This window comes from Sphingobacterium sp. UBA3519, assembly GCF_002377215.1.
Lineage (GTDB): Bacteria > Bacteroidota > Bacteroidia > Sphingobacteriales > Sphingobacteriaceae > Sphingobacterium > Sphingobacterium multivorum.
Map to the genome: position 1 here is coordinate 144682 of NZ_DFPI01000035.1, position 26610 is coordinate 171291.

21 protein-coding genes and 1 tRNA gene are annotated in these 26610 nt (G+C 40.7%); 13 read left to right on the forward strand and 9 right to left on the reverse strand.

Annotated elements, in window-relative coordinates:
* Nucleotides 1–18 precede the first annotated feature (18 nt).
* The gene (locus B3297_RS22580) at nt 19–843 is read left to right on the forward strand and encodes an N-acetylmuramoyl-L-alanine amidase (RefSeq protein WP_286779531.1); all 825 of its coding nucleotides are present in this window, start codon (nt 19–21) and stop codon (nt 841–843) included.
* Nucleotides 844–918: 75 nt separating this feature from the next.
* Here B3297_RS22580 and idi read toward each other — a convergent pair whose 3' ends face one another.
* The 7 genes from idi to B3297_RS22615 all read right to left on the reverse strand — a co-directional run bounded on the left by idi (nt 919) and on the right by B3297_RS22615 (nt 9413).
* Nucleotides 919–1458: an isopentenyl-diphosphate Delta-isomerase gene (idi, locus tag B3297_RS22585; protein WP_115046074.1), complete on the reverse strand. Its 540-nt coding sequence runs from the start codon at nt 1456–1458 to the stop codon at nt 919–921.
* Between the two features lie 76 nt (nt 1459–1534).
* The gene (locus B3297_RS22590) at nt 1535–2848 is read right to left on the reverse strand and encodes a nicotinamide mononucleotide adenylyltransferase (protein ID WP_075990474.1); all 1314 of its coding nucleotides are present in this window, start codon (nt 2846–2848) and stop codon (nt 1535–1537) included.
* 79 nt (nt 2849–2927) lie between these two features.
* On the reverse strand, nt 2928–3470 hold the full coding sequence (locus B3297_RS22595) for an NUDIX hydrolase (protein ID WP_286779532.1): 543 nt from the start codon (nt 3468–3470) through the stop codon (nt 2928–2930).
* Entirely contained in the window at nt 3470–5206 is a 1737-nt protein-coding gene (locus B3297_RS22600) for a phospho-sugar mutase (RefSeq protein ID WP_286779533.1), read from the reverse strand. The genes B3297_RS22595 and B3297_RS22600 overlap by 1 nt, the downstream gene beginning before the upstream one ends.
* Before the next feature lie 32 nt (nt 5207–5238).
* Complete coding sequence (locus tag B3297_RS22605; protein WP_286779534.1) at nt 5239–5922, reverse strand: hypothetical protein; 684 nt, start codon at nt 5920–5922, stop codon at nt 5239–5241.
* Between the two features lie 17 nt (nt 5923–5939).
* A complete protein-coding gene (locus tag B3297_RS22610) occupies nt 5940–6704 on the reverse strand; it encodes an enoyl-CoA hydratase/isomerase family protein (RefSeq protein ID WP_115046066.1) in 765 nt (254 codons plus the stop codon).
* A gap of 36 nt (nt 6705–6740) precedes the next feature.
* Nucleotides 6741–9413, reverse strand: a complete 2673-nt coding sequence (locus B3297_RS22615; protein ID WP_286779535.1) for a carboxypeptidase-like regulatory domain-containing protein — start codon at nt 9411–9413, stop codon at nt 6741–6743.
* 124 nt (nt 9414–9537) lie between these two features.
* Between B3297_RS22615 and purD the strand changes: the two genes are divergently transcribed.
* The 10 genes from purD (at nt 9538) to B3297_RS22665 (ending at nt 21771) form a co-directional block, all read left to right on the forward strand.
* A complete protein-coding gene (gene purD / locus B3297_RS22620; RefSeq protein WP_201639929.1) occupies nt 9538–10812 on the forward strand; it encodes a phosphoribosylamine--glycine ligase in 1275 nt (424 codons plus the stop codon).
* An 89-nt stretch (nt 10813–10901) separates the two neighbouring features.
* Nucleotides 10902–10973 (forward strand) — tRNA-Glu (locus B3297_RS22625).
* 732 nt (nt 10974–11705) lie between these two features.
* Nucleotides 11706–13169, forward strand: coding sequence for an IPT/TIG domain-containing protein (locus B3297_RS22630; protein WP_201639928.1), 1464 nt, complete (start codon nt 11706–11708; stop codon nt 13167–13169).
* Complete coding sequence (locus B3297_RS22635) at nt 13087–16296, forward strand: SusC/RagA family TonB-linked outer membrane protein (protein ID WP_236586144.1); 3210 nt, start codon at nt 13087–13089, stop codon at nt 16294–16296. Before B3297_RS22630 ends, B3297_RS22635 begins: the two co-directional genes overlap by 83 nt.
* A gap of 12 nt (nt 16297–16308) precedes the next feature.
* On the forward strand, nt 16309–18366 hold the full coding sequence (locus tag B3297_RS22640; protein ID WP_201639927.1) for a RagB/SusD family nutrient uptake outer membrane protein: 2058 nt from the start codon (nt 16309–16311) through the stop codon (nt 18364–18366).
* 15 nt (nt 18367–18381) lie between these two features.
* Nucleotides 18382–19365 carry a DUF4973 domain-containing protein gene (locus B3297_RS22645; RefSeq protein ID WP_286779536.1) on the forward strand — a complete coding sequence of 328 codons (984 nt, stop codon included), beginning with the start codon at nt 18382–18384 and terminating at the stop codon, nt 19363–19365.
* 56 nt (nt 19366–19421) lie between these two features.
* Entirely contained in the window at nt 19422–20168 is a 747-nt protein-coding gene (locus tag B3297_RS22650; protein ID WP_201639925.1) for an aspartate/glutamate racemase family protein, read from the forward strand.
* 97 nt (nt 20169–20265) lie between these two features.
* Nucleotides 20266–20388, forward strand: a complete 123-nt coding sequence (locus B3297_RS22655; protein ID WP_256603926.1) for a hypothetical protein — start codon at nt 20266–20268, stop codon at nt 20386–20388.
* Nucleotides 20385–20978 (forward strand): pirin family protein, encoded by a 594-nt coding sequence (locus B3297_RS22660; RefSeq protein ID WP_286779537.1) that lies wholly within the window; start codon nt 20385–20387, stop codon nt 20976–20978. The genes B3297_RS22655 and B3297_RS22660 overlap by 4 nt, the downstream gene beginning before the upstream one ends.
* A 148-nt stretch (nt 20979–21126) precedes the next feature.
* Entirely contained in the window at nt 21127–21771 is a 645-nt protein-coding gene (locus B3297_RS22665) for an MgtC/SapB family protein (RefSeq protein WP_112375199.1), read from the forward strand.
* Nucleotides 21772–21796: 25 nt separating this feature from the next.
* Here the strand turns inward: B3297_RS22665 and xseB are convergent, their stop codons facing one another.
* Both xseB and xseA read right to left on the reverse strand, forming a co-directional pair.
* Nucleotides 21797–22018 carry an exodeoxyribonuclease VII small subunit gene (xseB, locus tag B3297_RS22670; RefSeq protein WP_075990493.1) on the reverse strand — a complete coding sequence of 74 codons (222 nt, stop codon included), beginning with the start codon at nt 22016–22018 and terminating at the stop codon, nt 21797–21799.
* Nucleotides 22019–22060: 42 nt separating this feature from the next.
* Nucleotides 22061–23347 carry an exodeoxyribonuclease VII large subunit gene (gene xseA, locus B3297_RS22675; protein WP_286779538.1) on the reverse strand — a complete coding sequence of 429 codons (1287 nt, stop codon included), beginning with the start codon at nt 23345–23347 and terminating at the stop codon, nt 22061–22063.
* A gap of 196 nt (nt 23348–23543) precedes the next feature.
* On the opposite strand from xseA, the gene B3297_RS22680 reads away from it, so the two are divergent.
* On the forward strand, nt 23544–25268 hold the full coding sequence (locus tag B3297_RS22680; protein ID WP_088159790.1) for a serine hydrolase domain-containing protein: 1725 nt from the start codon (nt 23544–23546) through the stop codon (nt 25266–25268).
* Entirely contained in the window at nt 25265–26425 is a 1161-nt protein-coding gene (locus B3297_RS22685) for a dipeptidase (RefSeq protein ID WP_088159791.1), read from the forward strand. Before B3297_RS22680 ends, B3297_RS22685 begins: the two co-directional genes overlap by 4 nt.
* Nucleotides 26426–26610 lie beyond the last annotated feature (185 nt).

A 26610-nucleotide genomic window follows, 5' to 3' on the forward strand; every position in this document is an offset into this window, starting at 1 on the left:
GTGCTGAAACATTTCAATATGAAGATACTAAAATTTTCCATCAATCTTTGTGTCGCAACAGCATTATTGGCTTCCTGTGCGGGGAAATACGCGAAGACTGAAAAGGTATATAAGAAGCAAGCAAAAGAATTTTCAAAACTCTATAAACAATCGCCTGTCACCGGTCAATTGGAGAAGGTGAATGTCAAAGAACAACAATGGATCGCCTCGATTAATTTTGGCATCCGTAAACCCAATTTTGTTGTCATTCATCATACAGCACAGGATTCTTTGGGACAGACCATCCGTACATTTCATTCCGCGAAAGCAGGTGTAAGCTCCCATTATGTGGTTGGTCGGGATGGACAAGTAGTGCAGATGGTCAATGACCTCTATCGTGCACATCATGCGGGCTTGGGGAAATGGGGCAATGATACGGACCTCAATTCTTCTTCCATTGGTATCGAGCTCGATAATAATGGGACTACTGATCCTTGGACCGATGCCCAAATAAACGCCTTGACGCAGTTGTTGACTTATTTAAAAACGACCTATAGAATCCCGCAGGCAAATTTTATTGGACATATGGATTTGGCACCAACCCGAAAAAATGATCCGTCACGTTTTCCTTGGAAAAAACTGGCTGATCAAGGATTCGGCTTTTGGTATGAGGACTATTTAGAGACGCCTCCAGCAGACTTTAACCCAAAAATGGCATTACGTATCATCGGTTACGATGTAAGTAATCTCGATGCGGCAATAAAAGCATTTAAGATTCACTACATTCAGCAGGACGTAAATACAGCGTTCATGAGTGAGAATGATCTTAAAATTCTGTATTCCATCTATAAAAAATTCTTATAGCGATTCGCTAAACTAAAGGAAAAAAAAAATCCTGCTTTTTAAAAGGCAGGATTTTTTTTGCACGGTATAAGATTGTTATAATTTGTTTTTATATATACTAAAGTAAGTATCAAAAGCACGTTGATAGATTAGTTTGAACCAGGGGGTAAACTGCTCGGGTGAGTGTTGTATTTCATTTTGAATTTCCCGTTGATTCATGTATTTTGTTGCGGCAACTTCTTCTTCGTTAATTTCTGGAGTTCCATTAAATTTTCCGAATAAGACATAATCGAATTCATGCTCCGTAAGTCCGTTGTCAAATTGAGCTTTATAAACGAACGAGAAGACATCTTGAAGGGCTGTTGCAGTAATTCCTAATTCTTCCATTAAGCGCCTTTTGGCGGCATCGATGTTACTTTCTTCCAGACGCTGATGCGAGCAACAGCTATTGGTCCAAAGTCCGCCACAGTGGTATTTACTTAATGCTCTTTGTTGCAGGAGCAATTCGTCTTGCTCATTGAACAAAAATACACTAAAAGCACGGTGTAATAGCCCCTTTTCATGGGCTTCATATTTCTCCATGCTACCAATCATCCTGTCATTGCTGTCAACCAGTATTACATTTTCTTGCTTCATAAGGCACAAAAATAAATATAGCCCAATTTAAGAAAATAGGGCTATATAATAAATTATAATTTTGGAGATAATCTGCTTATACGGTTTTTACAAATTTTTCGTCGTAATTTTCAATATCAATGATGTAGCCGTTTTTAATTAAGAATTCAAATAAAGGTTTGGCTTCTTCAGAAACCGGCATATTGTGCGTTGTAATAATCTTATTTTCTTTTTTCAAGAGATAAGGATATGCGTAGAGTTTCACATTTTTATTGAACATCCCCGAGATATAGGAAAGAAGTTCATTGGTGTATAACTCTTTATTATAATTATCTGAATTGAAAATGTTCTTTAAATTGTAAACGTTGGTTGCAATTCCAATGTTCTTAGGCTTAAAGTTGCTTATAAACTCGGCTAAATGATTATTTCTTCTAAAGTTGCTAACGATAATATTATTGCCTGTCGCACATAGTTCGTCAGCCCTAGAAGCAAATTCTTGCAGGTCTTCATCTGTAATTTCATGCGTATCTTCCAACACATTTCCCATCAGGACTTCAATTAATACAATGGTGTCTGCGTCAGTTGCACCTGTATTTTTTTTGAACTGTTCAACGGCAAGATTGAAGAGGTCAAAGTTTGGAAGGGATTTTTGACGGTATTTGGTGCGAAGTAGAATAATGTTCTTTTTGTACAGATAATCTTTGATTTGTACCGCTTTGCCATCGGGCTGGAATATAGCGGCTTTAGCAAATCCTTTTGCAATCAGGTATAAGTTGATGAGACGTTGGTTGACGTTTTCAAATAGAGGTCCGTTTAATTTAACCAGGTCAATCTCAACGGAACCAACAGAAAGGTTATCGACCAATGATTCGATCATGGTCTGCACATTGTCTGTATAATAATAAGCCGCAAATAATAGGTTAACACCAATTATACCTAAAACCTTTTGTTGCAATTGGTTGTCGCTGTCTAGCAGTCTTACATGGACAATAATATCATTTGTAGGGCCTCCAACTTCATGTTGGAAGCGAAGTCCGATCCAGCCGTGAGGTTCATTTGTCTTGGTGAAATTGAGGGTTGTTACCGTGTCTGCAAAAGCAAAGAATTTTTTGTTGCAGTATTTATCGCCATGAAGCCGTTGGGTAAGAAGATTGAATTCATGGGAGAGCATTTTCTTTAAACGTGTTCTGCTGACATATCGACCATCAGCCTCTTCACCATAAATTGCATCACTGAAAGCCATGTCGTAAGCTGACATTGTTTTAGCAATTGTGCCTGATGCTGCTCCTGCGTTGAAAAAGTTACGTGCGACTTCCTGTCCAGCACCGATCTCTGCAAAGGTTCCATAAATCTCTGGGTTTAGATTTATTTTCAGGGCCTTTCGTTTGGTTTCAAAAATTTCTCTTGCCATGACGCAAAGGTACAAAAATCAGCATGCTAGTGAAAATTAAAAGTATGAATGAAAAAAACAGAATAAAATTAGGCTTGTTTTATAACAAGCCTAATTTATTAAAAGCATAGAATAGCGCACTCGCATGGAGTGCCTGGTTGAATTTGTTGTCTAGTAGCATCCTTTTCGCTTCTTCAAGCGGTATACGATAGACATCGATTTCCTCATGTTCATCTAATGCCTGTTCCTGAACTTTTTTACCCCCCGTCATCAGATAGGTATAGGTAATATTGCCACTTGTCGCCGGGTTGGCATAAAGCGTGGCGATTTCTTCAATCTGATCAAATTGATAGCCTGTTTCTTCAAGCATTTCACGCACAGCAGCATTTTTAGGATCTTCTCCTGCTTCTGTTGTCCCTGCGGGAATCTCCAATGAAATAATGCCTGCTCCATGGCGGTATTGCTTAATGACCAGAAGTTCGTTCTGCTCAGTAATTCCGATCATATTTACACAATCTGGATACTCCAGTACGTAATAATGTTCATTGATCCGTCCATCCGGAAGTTCACAGGTATCTCTGCGCAGTGTAGCCCAAGGCTCTTTACAGATATATTCAGAGGATAATAGTTTCCACTTTTCCATTAGCTTATAATATCTTTCATCATGCGGTCAACCTTCTCTTCCAAAATAGTTTGCACATCGAAATAATCAGCGGTATCCCTTAAGCTTTCTTTTACAGAACAGTAAAATTTAATCTTCGGTTCAGTTCCCGATGGTCTGGCAGAAATCACATCGCCATTTACTGTTATAAATTGCAATACATCAGATTTAGGCAATGCTATCGCTCTTCGCTCCCCTGTACTCATATCTGTGATTTGGGAAAGCTGATAGTCCCTGATTTCTTTGACTTTTATTCCACCGAGTGCGGTTGGTAGATTATGACGTAAGCCATTCATCATGGCCTGAATTTCTTCGGCACCAGCCTTTCCTTTTTTTGTTAAGGAAATTAGCTTTTCTTGATAACAGCCAAATTCTTTGTATATATCTAATAAAACTTCGTAAACTGTTTTTCCTTTTGTTTTGAAATAGGCGGTCATTTCGGCTAGGAAAGCACAAGCGTTTGGAGCGTCCTTGTCACGCACTAGATCGCCGACCAAGAAACCATAACTTTCCTCCCCGCCCACAAGATATTGTGCTGAATCACCTAGATTGGTAATCAATTCACCAATATATTTGAAGCCTGTAAGTGTTTCATAATGCGTTACACCATAGTGATCTGCGATATCGGCTTGTAAATTACTGGTTACGATAGTTTTTACAATATATGGATTCGATCCGAGTTGTTTTAGTTCACTTTTTGCACTGAGGACATAGTATATCAATAAACTGCCGATCTGATTACCATTGAGCAGTTGAAATTGTCCCTTATTATTTTTTACGGCAATCCCTACACGATCAGCATCGGGATCTGTTGCCAATACAAGGTCAGCATCAATTTCTTCCCCTTTTTTCTTTGCTAAGGCCATTGCATCTTCCTCTTCGGGGTTTGGATAGATTACCGTTGGAAAGTTGCCATCGGGCGTGGCCTGTTCAGCAACGACTGAAACATTTTCAAATCCCCAGGCTTCTAGCATTTTAGGAACAATGGTAATTCCGGTACCATGTATCGGCGAAAAAACAATTTTCAAGTTTTTTTGAGCCAGTACCGCTTCCGGATGAATACTTAATGTTTTATTGGCATTGATATAGCGCTGATCGATTTCTTCCCCAACAGGAATGATGTTTTGCGTATTCCCGTCAAATTCAATAGCGCTCACTGAACTGATTGCGTTTACTTCGTCGATTACATTTTTATCATGTGGGGCAGTCAGCTGGCAGCCATCGTTCCAGTAAGCCTTATAACCATTGTACTCCTTTGGGTTGTGTGAAGCCGTTAGCATAACACCGCTCTGACAGCCGAAATGACGAATGGCAAACGACAACATTGGGGTCGGGCGCAATTCGGTGAACAGATGTACCTTGATGCCGTTGGCGGCAAAAACGTTGGCAACCAGCTGGCCAAATGCCTGCGAATTGTTGCGGCTATCATAAGATACCGCTACTTTAATCTCCTGATCTGGGAATTGTTTCTTTAAATAGTTGGCTAATCCTTGCGTGGCTTTGCCGATCGTATACTTATTCATACGATTGGAGCCCACACCCATAATGCCCCTTAAGCCACCGGTTCCAAACTCAAGATCCTTGTAAAAAGAATCCGTAAGTTCTGTCTCTTCATTATTGTCAATTAAATCCTGAACTGCCTTTCGAGTTCCTTCATCATAACTTGGGGTTAACCAATCTTCGATTTTCCTTTGTATGTCTTTATCTAAATTTTTCATTATCGTTAAGTTTGGTTAAAATGTACAACATATTATGCGTCACATCCGGCATAAGCGCGGTCTATGGCTGTAATATACCATTTTTCTCCCTCTTTTGTCACATGAAAAACAAAGGGTTCTTCATGTTCATTGGAGGTCATAATGGCTCTATAACTTTTGAATTCTATATTTCTTAGTCGCTGTAATTCAGTATTACTAATTTTGGCGTCAAGAATTTCATTCATGAACTTTGCCGTTTGAGATAATTCATTGGGGCGGGATTTTCTATCGTAATAGAATCCGGCTTTATCCCACTTCATCGTACCACAATCAAAAATAGGTAGTTTTCCGGACTTCAATGGACCCTTGTATGTTAACTTTTCATAAGAATGGTACTCTGGTACAGGCTTAGAAAAATTAAAACTGTTTTGGTGTACATAAGAGTCTAGTGCGCCTGGACGATAAATAATATAAATTCCCAATTTGGGATGTATATAGGAATTTATTGTTTTACTGTCCTGCTCAGAATATGCCTTGGCAAGTTTCTCCAGTACTTCCTCCAGCGTTTCGGAGTTCTCTTTCTTTACTTCCTTTTCAGTCCTGTCAGGTTTTTGTAGGGTATCCACAGGAATTGAATCCTGTACGATTTTTATAGCCTTATCTTCTTTTTTACTATTTCTGCAGGAGATTGTGCTTGCAGTGAGACAAATAAGAATAAAGAAAAAGAGATTTCTCATGATGATTTTGTTTAATATTACTTCTTCGAAGTCAAGTTTTCAATGATTGACTTTAGAATAGAGCGCGTTGACGGAAGCCACCATTGTTCGAGGATGCGCTGGATTGTCTCTTCTCTATTCTCGCGCAATTTAAGGATTATTTCCTTTCGGAAGTTCAATTTGGATGTCTGCCAGGTCTTTTGGTTGAACTGCGTGATCTGTTTTATCTTTTTTGTTGCGGTATTGAAGAGTATATTAGCGGGAACAATGTCATCGATAAGCCCCTGTGTTTTTGCATCTACAGGAGAGAGCAATTTACCTTCGAGCAAATTCTGATACGCATTCCGTTTTCCGATCCAAAATGCATAAAGCTGAAATATACTTTCAGGGACGATGAGTCCGACTGGAATTTCATTAAGGCCAATCACAAAATTCCCTTCGGCCATAATGCGATAATCGCAGCAGAGTGCCAGTACGCAGCCCCCAGCTGGGCTATGACCAGATATTGCAGCCACGAGCGGCTTTGGAAAAGCGGCCAGTAGCGATGTCGCCTCCAAGAATAAATTCCAGAATTCCTGAATCTGTTCTTCATCGTATTGGAATAAGGTAATTAGATCGAGTCCTGCGCTAAAGAAGTTTTCCTTGCCAATCAATAGTGCACCATAAATGGCTTCATTTTGCTGGGAAGATTCCAAGGTGTCTATCAGTTCCTTCAATAGCTGAGTGTCGATGGCATTTGACTTCCCCCTGTCGAGGAAAATACTTAAAATATGATCTTCTATTTTGGTTTTAATATGTTGCATAACCTTGTTTTTAAATATAACGATTTGTTTGCGCTGCTATTGTGGTTTTACCTCTATTAAATACTCCAGATGAGCAATTTTTCCATCCATGCTTATTCCCTCAACGGTTAGTTTGTAAGTCCCAGGTTCGTCAGAAGTAAAGAAATCGAAATGTGTTTTTCCTTCTTGCTGTGTAATCAGATTTGGTTCCCATGCGATTGTTGTCCGGAGATCGCGTGTAAGCTTATGTTGGATTGTTGCATCATATTGGGGTTTGAAAAAGGTTCGGGGTACATATAACCCTTTTGGCGTGATGGTTACAATGCCTGTGGGTGTATAAGATGAAGCAATTGCATCTCCGGATTTACTGGTAATCACAATAACACCACTGCCTCCATACATGCCATAAATTGCCGTGTTTCCAATGCTACGCAAGACTTCAACACTCGCAATGTCCGCAGTATTGATCATATCTATTTGCTCGGGTTCAATATACATTCCATCGAGAACAACTTGCATCGGACTATTCATCGATCTTGTGCTGTAAGGGATTCCATTTCGAAAAATAACACCATTTAGCCGTCCATTGAGGCATTGAGCAAATGTAGCACAGCCAGATAATTCGTCTGCAGAGATGACTTGATCGGCGTTTCCTGGCCCATTCAGGTTTCTGGAGTTTTTGTCGGCTTTAGTTGTTCTTACCCTGTTGACCTGTACCTCTTCCAATCGGATACTTTTTTCTATAATACCAGCCGCTTCCAATTCGCCAAGAAACTGTTGACTATTTTTCAGTTGTGTAAGCAAGGTGCTATTGATGTCGTTAAGCAACAAGGGTTGATCTTTACTTGCATTAGGTGGTGGGGTGAGCGGGTTGTCGATAACAATATCAACTCTTTTTTTCTCTTTAGGGCCATCACCTGTCACAATAAACTTGACACTGTCTGCAAATAAAAGTTCGTCAAATGAAAATCGGCCATTATTATCGGTCAGTGTATCTATACTCAGCAACATGTTGCTCGTCGGTATAATTGTTACTTTGGCATTTGGAACGACAGCCTTGCGGGCCGTTTTCTTGATGGTCCCAGCTATGGTAAGTCCTTTTTCAGGAGGGAACGCAGCGGTTGCTGTACTTGTATAATTCTTCCAGTCCAACTTGCGCCAACCTTGGATCAGCATGAGATTGTCCAGTTCTGTCAGTTTGATGTTCGTTAAATCCGCAAAGTAGTAATTGGGACGTTCAATAAAGCCACGAAGATCAGATTTCAATAGAAGCTCCGAGACAATAGATGAATAATAGCGGTCTGTCGTAGAATCAACCTTACTGAGGTTTACCACTGATGCAGAAAGCGCGGCAAACCTCGTGGTGTCACTATCTTCATAGTTAACGGAAAGATTTGCGATCACTTTATCGCGTGTTGAGAAGCTGGGTTTGTTGAGTTCTACGGAGACAGGAAGTAAAGTCGATGTCGTATTGTAGTTAAACACCAGTCTTTCCACAATAGGAATCATTTGGTCTGTTAAGATAGACAACTGTAAAACTCCGGATGGCAGGTTTTTTTTGGGGATATTGAATAAGATCTCCGCTCCGTTTAGTTTCTGCTTGGCGGCATGAAGTACAAGGCCATTGTATTGGGCTATTAGATAAATATCTTTGCCATTGACCAAGTCTGCAGTAGCGGAAAGTTGTGCTGCAATCTTATCCTTTAGTACCGAATTTACGGTTAGAACATATCCGGAATTCTGTACAGGCGGTAATGACGCACTTGTTGACGATCCATCTTCGAAAAGTGCTGTAGCGACGTATTTTTTTCCTGTCTGTAAGACGAGCGGGATACTTCCCATTCCCAGTGCATTGGTTTCAAAATCGGCAACTGTTGTTTGATTTTCCTCCACAACTTTTATTTTTGCTTTTTTTCCTAAACCATTAGGGCTAAGGATTTTGAACCCAGTTTTGGATAATATGTTGTTGACTAGTTCGCCACTTTCGGGGAAAATTTGGATGCTATTTTGGTTGTTTGGATCCGGGATGACAAAACTTTTTAGAATACGTCTTTTATCCAGCGAAAGAAATTGTAAAGACAGTGTCCCGCCTTTAAAATCATCTTTCAATTCCAGCGCTATTGTTCCATTATCGTTTGATTTCAGTCGGCCGGATTTCTCTTTATTGTTGTTCGGTTGTAGGGTATAACTGATGTTGTTATTAATCAGCGGGGCTCCCTGAATGGTTTTCAGATTAATCTGGAACATGTTTTCTGTTCCGTTTTTGACCAGTTCACTTTTCGTTATGATATGATCAGATCGACCATTTGTAATGGGGACGACGCGTTCATAGAAATTGGCTACAGAGTCATTTTGCATCCATCGGGTAAATGATCTAACGCGGTAGGAGCCTTCTTCCAAAGTGTCCGGCAGATTGAAGTCGCCTATACTTAGACCGAGTGTAATAGGAATTTTGATACTCTTAATGATCTTATTGGTGGGAGAAATCAATTCTACATTAGCAATTTTACTGATGTTGCTCAAATAATTAAAAGGGGCGGTGGTACAGTAAAGTTTAAACCACATGGTTTCGCCAGCCGAATAATCATTTTTGTCCAAATGGAGATAAATCTTTTCCTTGATGTGCCGTTCATGGTAAGTATCCAGTTTCTGCAAGGTCTGATCGATCTGGGCCGACGCCAGCAAAGCGAATAGCAGGCAGTTTACTAACAGCAGTAATTTAGCGTACATATGACTAATGTTTTATGAAAATTAGAAAATATTTTTCCTTTAATCAATTTATAAATCAAAATATTAGTCTCATTTTAAACGATCTGATACCTTAAAATTAGCATAAAAAAAATATCTTTGTGTTATGAATATCCTAATAATCGGTTCAGGAGGTCGTGAATCTGCCTTCGCCTATAAGTTGTCGAAAAGTCCACGTTTAGATCAATTGTTTATTGCTCCAGGAAATGCTGGAACAGGTGCGTATGGTCAGAATGTAAATATTAAAGTTACCGACTTTGCTGCTATTGCTTCCTTCGTTTTGGAGAATAATGTGCAAATGGTGCTCGTCGGTCCCGAAGAGCCTTTGGTAAAAGGTATTCATGATTATTTTTTAAATCGGGAAGATTTAAAAAATATCCCAGTAATAGGGCCGCAGCAAGAGGGCGCTCAATTGGAGGGCTCAAAAGATTTTTCAAAGCAGTTTATGGATCGCCATGGCGTACCTACTGCCGCTTCAAGATCGTTTGATGCAACATCATTGGAAGATGGATTGGCTTACCTTGAAACGCAAAAATTGCCGATTGTGCTTAAGGCTGATGGTTTAGCAGCAGGCAAAGGAGTATTGATCTGTGAGACGCTGGAAGATGCCAAAGCGGAGCTAAAAGCGATGATCGCAGACTCAAAATTCGGAGAAGCTAGCCGGGTTGTGGTTGTTGAAGAATTTTTAAAAGGAATTGAATTGTCTGTTTTTGTTTTAACAGATGGTAATTCATATAAAGTACTTCCTTCTGCAAAAGATTATAAACGTATTGGAGAAGGCGATACAGGCCTAAATACGGGGGGCATGGGATCGATATCTCCGGTTCCTTTTGCAGATGAGACATTTTTGAATAAAGTAGAAGAGCGTATTATTCGCCCGACAGTTGAAGGACTTAAAAAAGATGGCATTCCATATAAAGGATTTATTTTCATCGGTTTGATGAATGTGGAAGGAGAGCCTTATGTCATCGAGTATAATGTTCGTATGGGAGATCCAGAGACTGAATCTGTATTGCCGCGTATTGAATCGGATCTGTTAGATTTGCTGGAAGGTGTTGCACAGGGTAATCTGGAGCAACGTTCCTATACGGTATCTCCTAAAACTGCCGTAACTGTCATGTTGGTTGCGGGAGGTTATCCTGGAGATTATGAGTCGGGAAAAGAGATCGCCAATATTGAAAATGTCAAAGAATCCATCGTATTTCAAGCAGGTACGAAAGAAGTAGATGGTAAGATTGTTACTGCAGGTGGACGTGTAATTGCTGTTACCACATTGCAAGATTCGCTGTTCGAAGCCCTTCAGCAGGCAACTGCAGATGCCGGAAGGATATATTTTGAAGGTAAATACTTCAGAAGAGATATCGGTTTCGACCTTATTTAAAAAATATTTAAAATTATTTTTGGAATACTGATTTTAAGGTCTATATTTGCAACTCCAAAAACAACAATGTTATTGGAGTTGCATTAAAAGGCCCGTTCGTCTAGGGGTTAGGACGCAAGATTTTCATTCTTGAAACAGGGGTTCGATTCCCCTACGGGCTACAAAAGATAAAAACCTGCAAATATTTTGCAGGTTTTTTTGTTTGAACCCAAGCGAGCAGCAAATGATACAGCTTGATCCATAAGATCTCCGAATAGCGGGCTAATTCTCCAGTCAGCCAAAGCAAAATGCTTTTCACATGCCAACCTTTTTTCAAAATAATATCCAAGAAGTGGTGTGTACGCAAGTATGTGGTCATCTTTATTTGCTGTGATACAAATAAGCAGTTTATTGAGATAATTCTATAGTATCAGAATCTTTACAATCCCTAAATTTGAGTAATCAATTATAGAAAGAAAACCTTAGAGAAGCATTTAGAAAGTTAAATCAGAAATCATTCGTCCATTTTCTTCGTGAAGAAAAAATAGTGTAGAGCACGGGGAATGAGAACCGTTAAGGTCGATAGCTATTGTGAGTTTAAAATAGAAAAATAAGTAGAAAAGTAATTTTAAAAACCGGAAGACTTTGAATCGATTGTCAGAAAGTCTTTTTTTAGCTTAAGATAGCTAATACCATTTAGCTTTATATAAAAGTAACCAATTATGTGGAAATTAAAACTAAGCGTTCGCCTAATAATAGGGCGGGCCTCAATCCGTTCGTCTTAAAACTATGCTATAAATATCAGTTATGTTCATCACATTTTAATGGATATAGCCAAAGTCTGTGAATTTGGAATTCATGGGCAGCGATACAAAAAGTATGTTAAAATAAAATTCTAACCAATATTAAACCTTATGAGAACTAGACAAACGGCGGCTAATAGTCGGTCTCTTAATCAGATGATTTGGCCTATTATAGTGCTTATTTTGGGCATCGTAAGCTGTAAGAATGACAATCTTGGCAGCATTGCAGAAGGTGTGCCCTTTGATCCGTCCCAACCTGTGATTGTCTCGGATTTTGCGCCCAAATCTGGAGGTATGGGGCAACGGCTTGTGATTTATGGAAAAAACTTCGGAAACGACCCCAAAAATGTAGCCGTCTTTATCGGCGGAAAAAAAGCAGTAGTCATTAATGCGTTGGGCGAATCGCTTTATTGTATCGTTCCGAAACAGGCGTTTAAAGGGGATATTGAAGTGCGCGTTGGAGGTGAGGAAAAACCTGTTGTCGGTAAGGCGCAAGCACCTTTTGATTATCAGCGCAAACTGGTGGTATCTACGCTCGCCGGTTACAGAAACGCCCGCGGTGATGAGCCTTGGAAAGACGGAAAGTTTAAAGATAATGACCAAAACAAAATGGCCAGTGGTTTTTGGCTTTCTTCTTTTATGAAGTTTGACCCAGTCAATCCAAAACATCTTTGGATGACATTTGATAATAATAACGGTTTATACCTCATCAATTTTGAAGATAGTACCATAACGACGAGGAGATCGGATTTTAATCGTCCACGCAGTATAGATTTTACTTTGGACAAAAATTATATGATTGTCGCTCAGGATAGAGGGGGAGAAAATGACGACTCTAATTTGTTGTTTTCGAGGGCGAGGAATTTCTTGGATAAAGAAGTCTTGACAAGGAGCAAACAATGCAATGGTGCTTCCGTTCATCCGGTAAATGGGGAAATGTACTTTAACAGCTTTGGCAAGGGGGAGTTTTATCGTTTTGACCTGAATCAATATTTCAATGGAGGTTTAGGGCAAAAGGACTATACAAACCCCTTTCTGATTCAGGATCCTGAATGGGAATATAGGATCTTGATCCATCCAACCGGTAATTACGCCTATATTATGATCATTAACCGGGGTTATATTATGCGGGCAGACTACAACTGGGAGAAAAAGACATTTAACCAGCCCTATTTGGTTTGTGGAAAAGTACGCGGCGGCGGGTATAAGGATGGGGTTGGATCGTCTGCTCAGATCGACCAACCTTATCAAGGGGTTTTCGTGAAAAATCAGGATTATTTAGATGCAAATAAGCCCGATCTGTATGACTTCTATTTTACGGACCTTAATAACCATGCGATCCGTAAACTTACACCGGAAGGTGCCGTAACCACTTTTGCCGGTAGAGGGAGTGCAAGCCTGAATAGTAATCCATACGGGTATGTCAATGGAGACTTGCGTGAAGAAGCTCGCTTTGACCGTCCGTCGGGTATCGCTTATAGTGAACAGGAGCATGCCTTTTACATTGGAGATCGGGAAAACAGACGTATCCGGAAAATCGCATTGGAAGAAATGGATGAAAGTAACCAAAATTAACGAGGATAAGATGATAAATAAAATATTACTAACCTGTTTGTTGCTTCTGTGTGTCAGCTTTGGGGTGTCGGCACAAGATATGCTAGAAGTAACAGGTGTTGTTGTTGACGCACAAAAGGCACCAATAGTGGGGGTCAGTGTTTCCGTTAAAGATGCTCCTGGCCTTGGAACAACGACTGATAATAAGGGTAACTATAAGATCAAAGTAGAACGCTACAAAACACTTGTATTCTCTTCAATCGGTTATCAAAAGCAAGAAATACTTGTGAAAGATAATCATGTCATCGATGTGACTCTGAAGGAATCCGAAACTAGCGTGCTTGAGGAAGTGGTGATCACAGGGACGGGTACACAAAAAACGCTGACCTCAACTGCGGCAACCAGCAGTGTGGACCTGACTACGATGAAAGGAAATCCGACTTCAAGTATAAGTAATGCGTTAATCGGGAATGCGCCGGGAGTTCTGGGGATGATGCAGTCCGGGCAGCCCGGCAAAAATATTACCGAGTTTTGGATCCGAGGCATTTCCACCTTTGGCGGCGGGGCTTCTGCACTTGTGTTGGTCGACAATATAGAGCGCGATATTAATGATATTAACATTGAAGATATTGAAACCATTAATATCCTTAAGGATGCCGCAGTAACGGCGATCTATGGTTCAAAAGGAGCAAATGGTGTCATTTTAATCACAACCAAACGCGGTAAAGATGGTAAGATCAGTATTAATTTTAAAGATGAAAATATTTATAATACCCGAACTATTACACCTGAATTTGAAGATGGCGTCACCTATGCCAACCTCTTGAACGAGGCCCGTATAACGCGCAATTTTGAGCCGATTTATCAACCGGAAGAACTGGAAATCTTACGTTTGGGCTTAGACCCCGATCTTTATCCCAATGTCAACTGGAAAGATCTGTTACTTAAAGATGGTGCAATGACGTACCGGGCCAATCTGAATATGACCGGTGGTGGTGCTACCGCCCGGTATTTTTTGTCTGGCAGTTATGTAGACGAAGGCGGTATGTATAAAACGGATGAGACACTGCGCAACGATTACAATACCAATGCAAATTATAAAAGATATAATTACCGTTTGAATACGGATATTAATGTCACCAAAAGTACAGTGTTAAAAATAGGTGTAGCGGGATCCTTAGACAAAAGAAATAGTCCGGGGTTAGGAGACAATGATTTTTGGGGTGTATTATTCGGTTACTCGCCAATTCGCACACCGGTGCTGTACTCAAATGGTTATGTGCCTGCTATTGGAGCCGGAAATCAGACGAATCCTTGGGTGGTGGCGACACAGACTGGCTATAATGAAAACTGGCAAAATAAGATACAGACGAATATATCGATCGAACAGAATTTCGATTTTATTACCAAAGGATTACGATTTAGAGGAATTCTTGGGTATGATACCAATAATGATAATACCATTCAACGGCGCAAATGGCCAGAGCAATGGCGGGCGGAACGTGCACGGAATGAGAATGGAGATTTGATATTTACCCATATTTCGGATCCACATGAATTGTTTCAGGCAAGTAGTGCCAGTGGTGAACGACGTGAGTTTTATGATATGATGTTTAATTATGATCGTAGTATTGGCGGTCATAATATTGGAGCTGTTGCCCGCTTTACGCGGGATGCACTTATCCGGACAGTCAATCTCGGAGATGATATTAAAAACGGGATTGCAAGACGAAATCAAGCGCTGGCAGGGCGTGTGTCCTATAATTGGAAATCACGTTATATTGCTGATTTTAATTTTGGATATAATGGCTCTGAGAACTTTGCTCCGGGTAAACAATATGGTTTTTTCCCGGCGGTTTCAGGTGCTTGGAATATCGGAGAGGAACCGTTTGTGAAGGATAATATCTCTTGGATGAATATGTTCAAGATTCGTTACTCCTGGGGAAGAGTGGGGAACGATCAATTGGCAGGGGGAGCGAGATTCCCTTATCTATCGACACTTACTGAAATTGGACATTTTAATAATGACAATGTTTGGGTTCCCGAAGGAGGCTATCAATGGGCCGATTACGGTTTTAATCGATATTATGGCGGAATGAGATATAGTCAAGTTTCTTCATCTAATGTTACCTGGGAAATGGCAACGAAAAAGAACTTGGGATTTGATGTGGCACTCTTTAAAGATAAGATTGTTGCCAATCTGGATTTCTTTGATGAGAAACGGACAGGGATTTATATGGCGCGAAATTTTTTGCCAGCGTTGGTTGGATTGGAATCGGTGCCGAGTGCTAATGTTGGAGCGGTCAAATCCAGTGGTTTTGATGGGCGGTTAGAATACAAACAAAAATTGGGAGAAGTAAATTTAACCGGGCGAAGCAATATTACCTACAGTAAAAATGAAATTACAGAGATCGATGAGGAAAATAATATATATGGTTATCAAAATCGAAAAGGATACCGTGTAGACCAGGCAAAAGGGCTGATTGCCTTAGGCTTGTTTAAAGACTATGACGATATTCGCAATAGCCCGAGACAAACATTTGGTACTTACCAGCCTGGAGATATTAAATATAAAGATGTTAATGGCGATGGATTGATTAACGATGGTGACCGCGTGGCGATTGGCGCAACACGACGTCCGAATCTAGTTTATGGTGTGGGCGTTTCGGCGAGTTGGAAAAATCTGGATATTAGCATTCACTTTCAGGGTGCTGGAAAATCGACCTTCTTTACCTATGGAAAAACGGTATATGCTTTTAGTGAAGGAGAGTGGGGACAAGTGTTAAAAGGGGTGATGGGGGATAACCGCTGGATTTCGGCTGATCTATCGGGTGACCCGTCAACCGAAAATCCCAATGCATCTTACCCTCGACTAAGTTATGGTGCTAATCCGAACAATTTCAGGGAGTCGACCTTTTGGTTGAGAAACGGACAATATATTCGCCTGAAAACTTTGGATATTGGTTATACCTTGCCGAAAGAATTCACAAATCGAATCAAAACCAATAGTATTCGCTTCTTTCTGGTTGGCTCAAATTTATTGACCTGGTCAAAATTTAAACTTTGGGATCCGGAATTAGCAACACCGCGGGGAGAAGATTATCCTTTGCCTAAGTCGTTCACATTTGGCATCAGTGTTAACCTATAAAATTTTAAAAAGATGCAAAGAAAGAAATTATACATAGCTATGATGCTCGTTTTTGGAGCAACAGCGCTCTCATCCTGCACAAAAGATTATTTAAAGTCGGATCAATATTTTAAGGACCGGCTTAATTTAGAGAAAACATTTAAAAGTAAAAAATACTCGGAGGAATGGCTGGCTCACGTATTTGAAGAGTTTAAAGGAGAAAATGCTGATGTAGCCAGTAAAGGCTTAACTCCTCATTGTTTTGCAGACGACATGTATTATGGTGATCGGGATAAAGATTATGACCCCTCAAAAAATGAACTTTCATACAATATGTTCAAAATGGGACAATATACTGAAAGTGATAAACAGGGGACATGGACACAATGCTATCGGGGTATTCGTAATGCGTCTACTTTCATTCAGAATATATACATGAATACGGAGATGTCGGCTGCTGAAATAGATGATTATCGGGGACAGGCTCGTTTTGCACGGGCCTATCTTTACTGGTTACTGCTCCGTAAATACGGCCCGGTTCCATTATTGCCGGATGAAGGGCTGGATTATACCGATAGCTATGATGAACTGGCTATTCAGAGAAATACCTATGAAGAGTGTGCGGAATATATCAGTAATGAACTCTTGCAGGCAGCAAAGGAAATGGAAGTGCTGGGGATGAGGCGTGGTCAAGATGGTTCTGCGCGTGCGACCGTTGGTGCTGCTTTGGCCGCTCGTGCTAAAGTACTACTTTATGCTGCAAGTCCGTTGGCCAATGGTAATAATTCCGGCTATGCTGCACTATTGGTGGACAAAAAAGGAAAACGATTATTGTCCGCGGACTTTAAAGAAGAGAAATGGGCGAAAGCGGCTGCAGCCGCCCGGGATGTGATCGAACTAGGGGTGTACAAGTTGTATACCGCACCTTTTCAGGAAACAGGCGATGATGCGACCGTCAGACCTCCCGAAGATCATAACTTTTCAGATAAAAGCTGGCCGGAGGGATGGGCTAATATCGATCCAACGAAATCGTATGCACAGGTCTTCGACGGAACGTTGTCTGCCTCAGGTAATCCTGAGTTGATATTTACGCGCGGAAATAACCAGCCCAATGAAGGGATTGACCAAATGGTTATTCATCAGTTACCGCGTTCTGCAACGGGATGGAATACGCATGGGCTCACACAGAAGCTGGTGGATGCTTACGCGATGAATGATGGTCGCGATGTGCCGGGAAAAGATCATGAAATTGGACGTGGTAATGGTTCCAGTAGGGTAGTCGGCTATGTGACCCAGGAAGATTATGATGCAAAAAGATATAGACCACTACGCCCGGGTGTCTCCTTGCAATATGCAAATCGGGAGCCTCGTTTTTATGCTTCAGTAGCCTATAGTGGGAGCTTCTGGACATTGCTAAATGAAACAAAACCCGAAAATCGCAATAAACAAATCTTTTATTATAGCGCAGATCCGAAAGGTAATGGCTTTAACTCTGCCAATGCATATTGGTTGCGCACGGGGTTTGGGGTTAAAAAGTTTGTTCATCCAAGTGATACCTACGAAGGAGGAGCGGGCTCACGCATTGTAGCCAAGGCTGAACCAGCTATCCGTTATGCAGATATTCTGCTTATGTATGCAGAGGCATTAAATGAATTAAGTGGTTCATATACTATTCCTTCTTGGCGTGGGGGAAGTTATACCATCAGCCGAGACATTGCTGAAATGCAAAAAGGTATTCAGCCTGTCCGTATCCGCGGCGGTGTGCCAGACTATGCAACCAGTGTGTATGGCAGTAAGAACGAGTTGCGTAAAACAATTAAGCGGGAACGTTTTATTGAGTTGGTCGGCGAGGGACAACGTTATTACGACCTTCGCCGTTGGATGGATGCACCGGTAGAGGAGGCCTTACCTGTCTACGGTTGTAATGTTTTAATGAATGAAAAGGAACGTGATCTCTTTTACCAACCCGTTGCGATCTGGACATTGAAAACAACGTTTGCCGATAAGATGTGGTTCTGGCCAATTAGCCATACCGAACTTAAACGCAATAAGAATTTGACGCAGAATCCGGGATGGACTTATAATGATTAATCTAATATGAATTTTATGAACAAGTCATTTATACAATTGTTATTACTTACCTTACTAGCTGTTTGCGGCTCTTGTAATGACGAATGGAAAGAAGAGCAATTTGAACATTACGTTTCTTTTAAGGCTCCCTTGGGTAATGGAGGATTAGCGGATATTTATGTCCGTTATAAAGACGCGCAAAAAACAACATTTCTACAGCCGTTGGAAGTGAGCGGATCAACAACAAATACGGATAATCTTTCGGTGAACATTGCGGTAGATCCCGATACATTGGGAATAATCAATTATGAACAATTTCAGAACCGAGAAGACTTTTATTACAAACAGCTGAATAACAGTTATTTTTCTATTCCCCAAACGGTGAATATCAAGTCTGGTGAAAATACAGCTTTGATGCCTATTGATTTTTCGCTGAAAGGAATAGACATGGCGGAGAAGTGGGTACTTCCACTAACGATCTTGGACGACCCTTCCGGCAAATATAAGGTTAATCCTCGGAAGCATTATAGAAAGGCACTACTAAGGATTAACCCGTTTAATAGTTATTCAGGCACATACAGTGGCACCGCTCTAAAGGTTGTGATGGATGGGCATGAAAGTGAAACACCCATTGTTAAAGGTGAAATTCGGAGCTATGTTGTCGATGAAAATACGATTTTTTTCTATGCTGGAAATATTGATGAAGATCGGAGGGACAGGAAGAATTATAAAGTATTTGCAACATTTAATGAGACTGGAGGCGTTAGCTTTCGCGCCGAAAATCCAAACATGAAGTTTGTTATGAAAAAAGATGCAAGTTATACTATCTCGGAACAAATGGATGCTGTACGGCCTTATTTACTACATCGTTATATTACGATAAATAATGTGGATTATGAATTCACAGATTATACATTGGTTTCTACGACAGCTATTAAGTTCAAGGTTTCGGGCTCATTGATCTTGGAACGTCAATTGAATACGCAGATTCCTGACGAAGATCAGTCCATAGAATGGTAATTTCTACAAACCATTTGTAAGACTATTGGTTATATCTATGATATAAAAATAGTTTTATGATTGGAATAGTAGGTGGACTAGGCCCTTATGGCGGCTTGGATATTACGAAGAAAATTATAGATGAGACGGCGGCAAGATCCGATCAGGAACACTTGCCGCTCTTGTTATTCTCATGTCCAAATTTGATCCCTGACCGAACGGCGTATTTATTGGATAAATCCAATGTTAATCCAGGTAAGGCTATTGCTGCAATTTTAAGACAACTTGAAACGGCTGGAGCGACCATAGCCGCGATTCCGTCCAATACGGCACATGCAGAACCTATTTTTTCTGTTGTTCAAGATGAGATGGCTCGTATGGGGAGCACGTTGAAGCTATTGCATATCGTCTATGAGACTGTCCGATTTGTAGACGAAAACTATCCCGACACGACAGTCGGGATTTTGTCTACCGCAGGAGAACAGATCTGCAGTTTATATCGGGAAGCATTTATTCGAAAAGGTTTCGTTGTTCTTGAACCAGAAGGATCGCAGCAAGAGAAGGTAAATAATGCAATCTATGATGAGGATTATGGAATAAAGGCCCAACCCGTACCGATTGCGAATAAAGCAAGGGAAGATCTATTGTTGGTTATGGACGACCTGAAAAAGAAAGGCGCACAGGTCATTATTTTGGGTTGTGCAGAGTTGCCTTTGGCTATTCCCGAAAGGGATCACAATGGGATGATTCTTATAGACCCGAATAGAATTCTCGCTCGTGCACTTGTTCATTCGTTCGCTCCGGATAAATTAAAGCCACTGTAGTCCTCTCTTTTGACAAATTGTCAGTTTTGGGTTTATATTCCTGTTGGTATGGGTTTTGTCCTTGATAGTTAGAAGCTTATGCAGTAAGGAGGACAACATGCAAAAGATTATACATCGGGAAGGTGATCGTGGCCACGTCGATTTCGGCTGGCTGAAAAGTGCGCATTCATTCAGTTTTAGACAATATCTTGATCCCGAAGGGATGATTTTGGTGCCTTGAGGGTATTGAACGATGATCAGGTGGAAGGTGGTCAAGGTTTTGATCGGCATGGACACGATAATATGGAAATTGTTAGCATACCACTGGAGGGGGCGCTGGCGCATCAAGATAGTATGGGCAATGGCCGTACGATCCAAACAGGAGATGTGCAGATCATGTCTGCAGGTACAGGTGTGCAGCATGCCGAGTTTAATAGCAATCAGAAGGATCTTGTTAAATTTTTACAAATTTGGGTAATTCCCAACGAAATAGGGTTGGAGCCCAGATGCGATCAGAAATCCTACCTTCAACTGGATCGACACAATAAATTTGCAACGATTGTTTCACCGGATAAAATGGATAACAATGCTGTACACATACATCAGGATGCATATTTTAACTTGGCAGACATCGAGGTGGGTAAAAAGATAGAATATACTGTTCATTCGGAGCAAAATGGGCTTTATCTTTTTGTTTTGGAAGGAAAGATCGCCGTAGCAAATGAAATGCTATCAAGAAGAGATGCCATTGGTTTATACGAAACTGAAAAAATAGCGCTTGAAGCTTACTATGATACATCATTACTGCTAATTGAAGTACCAATGTATTAGGTCGATGAAAATGAAGGTTACTATGATATATCGTTATTGCTGATTAAAGTTCCGATGTATTAGATCGATAAAAAGTTATTCTTGAATAGGGGGGTCATTTGATAGATCTCCCTATTTTTCTTAAATTGGATGAAGAAGAAATAAACTCATGGATAGCCTATTACAACCTTTTGAATCGCGTGACGTTTTACTTATCATGTTATCAGTCTTAATAGGTCTGCTGATTGGGATTGAACGTGAATATCGCAATAAATCCGCGGGTTTGAGGACGTTTATATTGGTGAGCTTTGGATCTTGTCTTTTTACTATTCTTTCGTTAAAAATTGGATTGGCAAATCCAGATCGATTGGCGGCAAACATTATTACTGGTATCGGTTTCCTAGGAGCAGGCGTGATTTTCAAAGAAGACAATAAAGTAAGTGGTATAACAACCGCTACGACAATTTGGGCTGCAGCTTCTTTGGGCATGTGTGTTGGTGCCGGATATATATTTTTAGCGTTTATTGGTGTAGGCTTGGTTCTGATGATTTTAGCGCTGCTAACTTATTTGCAAACCTATATTGACAATTACCACAAGATAAAAGACTATGAACTGCAGACCTCATCTGAGGCAGATTTTGAACATACCGAGCAGTTAATCAGACGGATGGGTTTTAAGGCTGTCATTGTAAGTCAACGCTATAACAAAGAATGTTTGAATACCATTTGGCGATTGACGGGTAATGTTACCCAGCATAGAGCGCTTGTAGAAACCCTGCGGCGCGAAAGACAGGTGGTGGCTTATCAATATTAAGGAATTACGACATTATCTGCTTTATTTATTCGTCATCATCCGTTTCCTGAGCAGGGGATATTTTCTGTAATAAACTGTTTACCTCGTCCTCCGTCGCTGTTAACTTGGCTTTGCAGACTTGAATGAGGTCGGAAGCCCTTTTGATTTTTCCCGCGAGCTCATCAATATTTGTTGTGCCATTTTCAATTTCCCTTACGATTGTTTGCAACTCGTTAAAGGCGTCTGTATAGGTATAATTTTGTTCCATTATGATATGCTTTCTTTAAAATTTTGTGTACCGATGGCCAAATTAAGCCTGGTTCGCATCCAGACCTTCTTTCGGAGATTTATCCGTTACAGTACTGGTAAGTTCACCATATTCGAGTATCGTCTGTATCACATCGCCCGGTGATACCTGTGTCACCGACTGCAGTAGTTTTCCGTTAACCTTAGTAATTGAAAAACCTTGTTTCAATAACCGAATTGGATCAGAGAGTTGAATAATTCGCTCGGTATGAGCCAAAGCCGTCTTGTGCTCGTAAAGCCGTAATTTTATCAAGGAGTTCAGCTCATGTTGAAATTGCTGGATGGCCGCCCTCGAGGTCTGAATTTCTCTCTTTCCGATCCATTGTATATGCGTTGCCAGTTGAGATAATATATTGTGCTCTTCTTTAAATCGGGTAAGAATGAGTTGCTGTATGCGCTCTGCAGCCCGATCAACCGGAATAGCAAAGTTATGAAACTTCTGAATCAGAAAATCGGCGAGCTCACTGGGAGTGATCGCGTTTTTATAGGCGACCATTTCGCTAACCGTGTAATTCGTCGAATGTCCAATGCCTGTCAATACAGGGATTGGGAAGATAGCGATAGCACGTGCCAATAAGTAGTTGTTATAACTGGAAAGCCCAACCTCACCACCCCCTCCACGTATGATGGCGACGACATCGTATTTGTCGATTTTTTCAGCAATAACTGCAAGCTGATTGATAATAGAAGGTACTGACTTGTCTCCTTGTAATAATGCCGGAAAGAGCGTGCATTCTATGCGGTAACCCCAAGGGTTTTGATTAATAATTTTGTAAAAATCAGAAAGACCCTTACTTGTTTCCACTGAAATAATCGCCAATCTTTTGGGAACCACAGGAAAGCCCAATAATTTATTGGATTCATATATACCCTCTGCTTTCAGCTTTCGAATACTGTCTAACTTCTCCTTTTCAAGTTCACCTAAGGTAAAAGTCGGATCAATATCAACAATGCGCAAACTTAATCCATACATGGGGTCATAGGAAATACTTGCCTGAAATAACATCGTGATCCCTTCTCGCAAAGGTTCTTGGGCGACTTTAAGAAAATTGTTGTTGATACGATTGTAATCAGCTTTCCATAAGATGGACCGAATTTCAGCGACAATTTTACCATCCTGTTTCTCAACCAGCTCAGGGTAACAGTGGCCAGAATGCGTATAATGATTGAGCTTGTTCATTTCGGCTTTGATCCAGTACAAACTCTTATACCGCTCTGCAAGTGTCTTTTGGATACTGCGGCTGACTTCCAGCAAGGAAAATATTGTCTTATCTTGAATCAATTCTGGCATTAGTCAAACTTACAGAAAAAACCTTCATGATGCAATCCGGGGATGGTTGAATCTGCTATGACCAAAGGGAGACAGAATTTATTAACCCCGATAGTCAAGTCGAGTAACAAAATTGATTTTTTTTCGAGCGAGTATATTCCTTCGTTATTTAATTCGTATTTTTATTTGATAGAACCTAAAAAACGATAAAAGCAGAATGAAAAAACGATTTTTTGGGGCTTTATTTGCAGGTTTGTTCTGTATTAGCCCCCTGTTTGCTCAATATAAGTCTACGATTAAGAACGAGACGATACTGTTTAATAACCTCGATCAGTTGCTGCCTTTAGAAAACCTGGATCAACTTCGTATTGCAGTTGTCGTTCCTAACGCTGCAAAATATGCGATGTTCACAGAACAGTTGGCCCGCTATGCAAACACCAAAATTTTTGATTTTAATAAATTTGATGAGGACATCAAATATTATAACACCATTATTGTTGCTGGAAAGGAAGATGACTTAGATGCAGCTTGTCTAGCACAGTTGAAGCAGGCCGTATTAAACAATAAAAAAGTTATCCTTTGTCATTTTTTTGAAAATGAAAAGAGCAAAAAGAGTTTATCGGAGCATCCTCAGTCTGATTTGATCGAATTGCTTGCTCCTTTTTCAGAGATTGGACAGCGTCAGATGGCAATGTCTATTTTTGGTGGGATTCCTATAACCGCCGGTCATGTCAAAACCACACAGACAAGGCTGCAATATGGCGCTGCATCAAGTTCTAATCTGAACCTGACCAAATTGACGAAGAAAATTGATGCCATTGCACAAGAAGCCATCGATAAGCAAGCAACACCGGGAGCTGTTGTCATGATCGTGAAAGACGGGCAAGTACTCTTGGAGAAATCTTACGGATTTCACACATATTCCAAAGATATTTCCACAAAAACAACTGATATTTTTGATCTCGCATCTGTCAGTAAGATTGCCGGTACTACTCCTGTGATTATGCGTCTTACCGAGCGGAATATTATTAATTTGGATAGTACCATGGGACATTACCTATGGCAGGCAAAGTATACCAATAAAAAGGATATCAAGCTTCGTTCCGTCATGTTGCATGAAGCAGGATTTACACCTTTTATTCCCTTCTATAAATATCTGAAAGTTGGAGACGTTGCTTCAGTCCGCGATGATAACCATCAAGTAAAAATGGCCGACAATAGCTATATCCTCAACAATTATTACCGCGATGTCATGTGGCCCGAGATGCTAAAATCACCTGTAAAACCCACTGGAAATTATGTGTATAGTGATATCAGTATGTACGTGATGAAGGAAGTTGCAGAACATCAGACCGCTGAACCTCTGCAAGATTATGTGCAGGAGAACTTTTACAGGCCATTGGGGATGACGCGTGCGGGTTACCTTCCCCGAGAGCGTTTTGCAAAGGATGAGATCGTTCCTACCGAGCAGGATACCTCCTTTCGGAAAACATTACTAGAAGGCTATGTCCACGATCAGGGTGCGGCAATGGCCGGCGGTATTGCCGGGCATGCCGGATTATTTGCTACAGCAAATGATTTGGCAATCTATGGTCAACTGTTATTGAATAGAGGAGAGTACGGGGGGGAGCGCTACTTTAAAACCGAAACAATAGATTTATTTACCTCCAGGCAATCGACAAGCAGTCGTCGGGGCTTAGGTTTTGACCGTTGGGATCCAAACCCAAAAAATGAATATCCATCTAAGTTAGCAAATAGCGCTGTATTTGGACATACTGGCTATACAGGGACATGTATCTGGATTGATCCACAAAATCAACTGATCTATATCTTTTTGTCTAATCGCGTACATCCTCAGGTGAGTACTAGGCTGTTGGATCTAAATATCAGAAGCAGGATTCAGGACGCTATTTATGAAACGATCAATGAAAGTCAAAAATGATAAAAGGCCTGCTATTACTTGGACTAGCAATGACGACACTCAACAATGTTGGATATAGTCAAGACTATAAACAGATACACCAAGATTTGGTGATCGTCGACGGACACAATGATGTGATTTACGAATCCATTTTCCCAGGGAAAAATATTGGTCAGCGAATAAGTACGGGAGCTACTGATTTACCGCGACTGCGGGAGGGAGGTGTCGATGTGCAGGTATTTGCTGTGTGGTCCGATGATGCGAAGTGGAAATCCGGGGCATTTAAGCACGCCAATGACCAGATAGATGCCTTGGAAAAGATGATTGCGGCGAACACCGATAAAATAAGTTTGGCAAAATCTTCACGTGATATCGATTCGATCTTAAAAACGGGAAAAATAGTCGCTTTGATTGGGGTTGAAGGCGGAAATATGATTGAGGGAAGTGTTGATCATTTAATGCGACTCTATGAGCGTGGTGCCCAATACCTCACTTTGACCTGGAACTACAATTTGTCCTGGGCGAGTTGTGCAGCAATGGAATCAGGTCGTATGAATCCCAAGGATAAAGGGTTGACGGCAAAAGGTCGAGCAATTATTCGGAAGATGAACGAATTAGGTATGATGGTTGATCTGTCCCATGGAGGAGAGCAGACTTTCTATGACGTGCTGGCGATAACGACCAAACCGATCTTGGTTTCCCATAGCAACGCCTATGAATTATGTCCACATTTCCGCAATCTGAAAGATGCACAATTGGAAGCTTTGAAAAAAAATGGAGGCGTTGTTGGCGTCAATTTTTATTCAGGTTTTTTGGATCCATCCTATGAAACAAGACTTAAGGATTTGTATGTAGGCAAATTTGGTGATAAGGGGGATACAACATTGAGTACCTGGTTCATGTATGAAAAGTTGCCAAAAGAACTTCAACGGCAAGCCGATGCTCCACTGTCGAAACTATTGGATCATATCGACTATCTGGTCAAAAAAGTAGGTATTGATCATGTGGCTGTAGGCTCGGACTTCGATGGCATAGAATCCTCACCGCAAGGTCTGGAAGATGTTTCTAAATTTCCGCTACTGACTAAAGCGCTGTTGGAGAGAGGTTATACAAAGACAGATGTTGCGAAGATCATGGGACAAAATTTCTTGCGGATCTTAAAAGAAAATGAAGAATAAACACTTCGGTTTTTTTAAGGTTTGTGAGTAAGGTTCCAGTATACACGCAGCATTGTTCACGTATTGTTAAAATAGTGATGTGGTATCTATTAATATGTAATATACTGTATATTGACTTAAGCCGCCATAGGAGTAGCATTATGGAAAGGCTGATCAGTCCTTGCATAATATCCTGGGTAATATAA

What these genes read in the sequence shown, in the direction of transcription:
- xseA (WP_286779538.1), bottom strand. Translation starts at nt 23,347, where the DNA reads ATGCCAGAATTGATTCAAGATAAGACAATATTTTCCTTGCTGGAAGTC.
- xseB (WP_075990493.1), bottom strand. Translation starts at nt 22,018, where the DNA reads ATGGAACAAAATTATACCTATACAGACGCCTTTAACGAGTTGCAAACA.
- B3297_RS22665 (WP_112375199.1), top strand. Translation starts at nt 21,127, where the DNA reads ATGGATAGCCTATTACAACCTTTTGAATCGCGTGACGTTTTACTTATC.
- B3297_RS22650 (WP_201639925.1), top strand. Translation starts at nt 19,422, where the DNA reads ATGATTGGAATAGTAGGTGGACTAGGCCCTTATGGCGGCTTGGATATT.
- idi (WP_115046074.1), bottom strand. Translation starts at nt 1,458, where the DNA reads ATGAAGCAAGAAAATGTAATACTGGTTGACAGCAATGACAGGATGATT.
- B3297_RS22645 (WP_286779536.1), top strand. Translation starts at nt 18,382, where the DNA reads ATGAACAAGTCATTTATACAATTGTTATTACTTACCTTACTAGCTGTT.
- B3297_RS22590 (WP_075990474.1), bottom strand. Translation starts at nt 2,848, where the DNA reads ATGGCAAGAGAAATTTTTGAAACCAAACGAAAGGCCCTGAAAATAAAT.
- B3297_RS22635 (WP_236586144.1), top strand. Translation starts at nt 13,087, where the DNA reads ATGCCTTTTACATTGGAGATCGGGAAAACAGACGTATCCGGAAAATCG.
- B3297_RS22630 (WP_201639928.1), top strand. Translation starts at nt 11,706, where the DNA reads ATGAGAACTAGACAAACGGCGGCTAATAGTCGGTCTCTTAATCAGATG.
- B3297_RS22680 (WP_088159790.1), top strand. Translation starts at nt 23,544, where the DNA reads ATGAAAAAACGATTTTTTGGGGCTTTATTTGCAGGTTTGTTCTGTATT.
- B3297_RS22580 (WP_286779531.1), top strand. Translation starts at nt 19, where the DNA reads ATGAAGATACTAAAATTTTCCATCAATCTTTGTGTCGCAACAGCATTA.
- B3297_RS22595 (WP_286779532.1), bottom strand. Translation starts at nt 3,470, where the DNA reads ATGGAAAAGTGGAAACTATTATCCTCTGAATATATCTGTAAAGAGCCT.
- B3297_RS22640 (WP_201639927.1), top strand. Translation starts at nt 16,309, where the DNA reads ATGCAAAGAAAGAAATTATACATAGCTATGATGCTCGTTTTTGGAGCA.
- purD (WP_201639929.1), top strand. Translation starts at nt 9,538, where the DNA reads ATGAATATCCTAATAATCGGTTCAGGAGGTCGTGAATCTGCCTTCGCC.
- B3297_RS22655 (WP_256603926.1), top strand. Translation starts at nt 20,266, where the DNA reads ATGCAAAAGATTATACATCGGGAAGGTGATCGTGGCCACGTCGATTTC.
- B3297_RS22600 (WP_286779533.1), bottom strand. Translation starts at nt 5,206, where the DNA reads ATGAAAAATTTAGATAAAGACATACAAAGGAAAATCGAAGATTGGTTA.
- B3297_RS22615 (WP_286779535.1), bottom strand. Translation starts at nt 9,413, where the DNA reads ATGTACGCTAAATTACTGCTGTTAGTAAACTGCCTGCTATTCGCTTTG.
- B3297_RS22605 (WP_286779534.1), bottom strand. Translation starts at nt 5,922, where the DNA reads ATGAGAAATCTCTTTTTCTTTATTCTTATTTGTCTCACTGCAAGCACA.
- B3297_RS22610 (WP_115046066.1), bottom strand. Translation starts at nt 6,704, where the DNA reads ATGCAACATATTAAAACCAAAATAGAAGATCATATTTTAAGTATTTTC.
- B3297_RS22685 (WP_088159791.1), top strand. Translation starts at nt 25,265, where the DNA reads ATGATAAAAGGCCTGCTATTACTTGGACTAGCAATGACGACACTCAAC.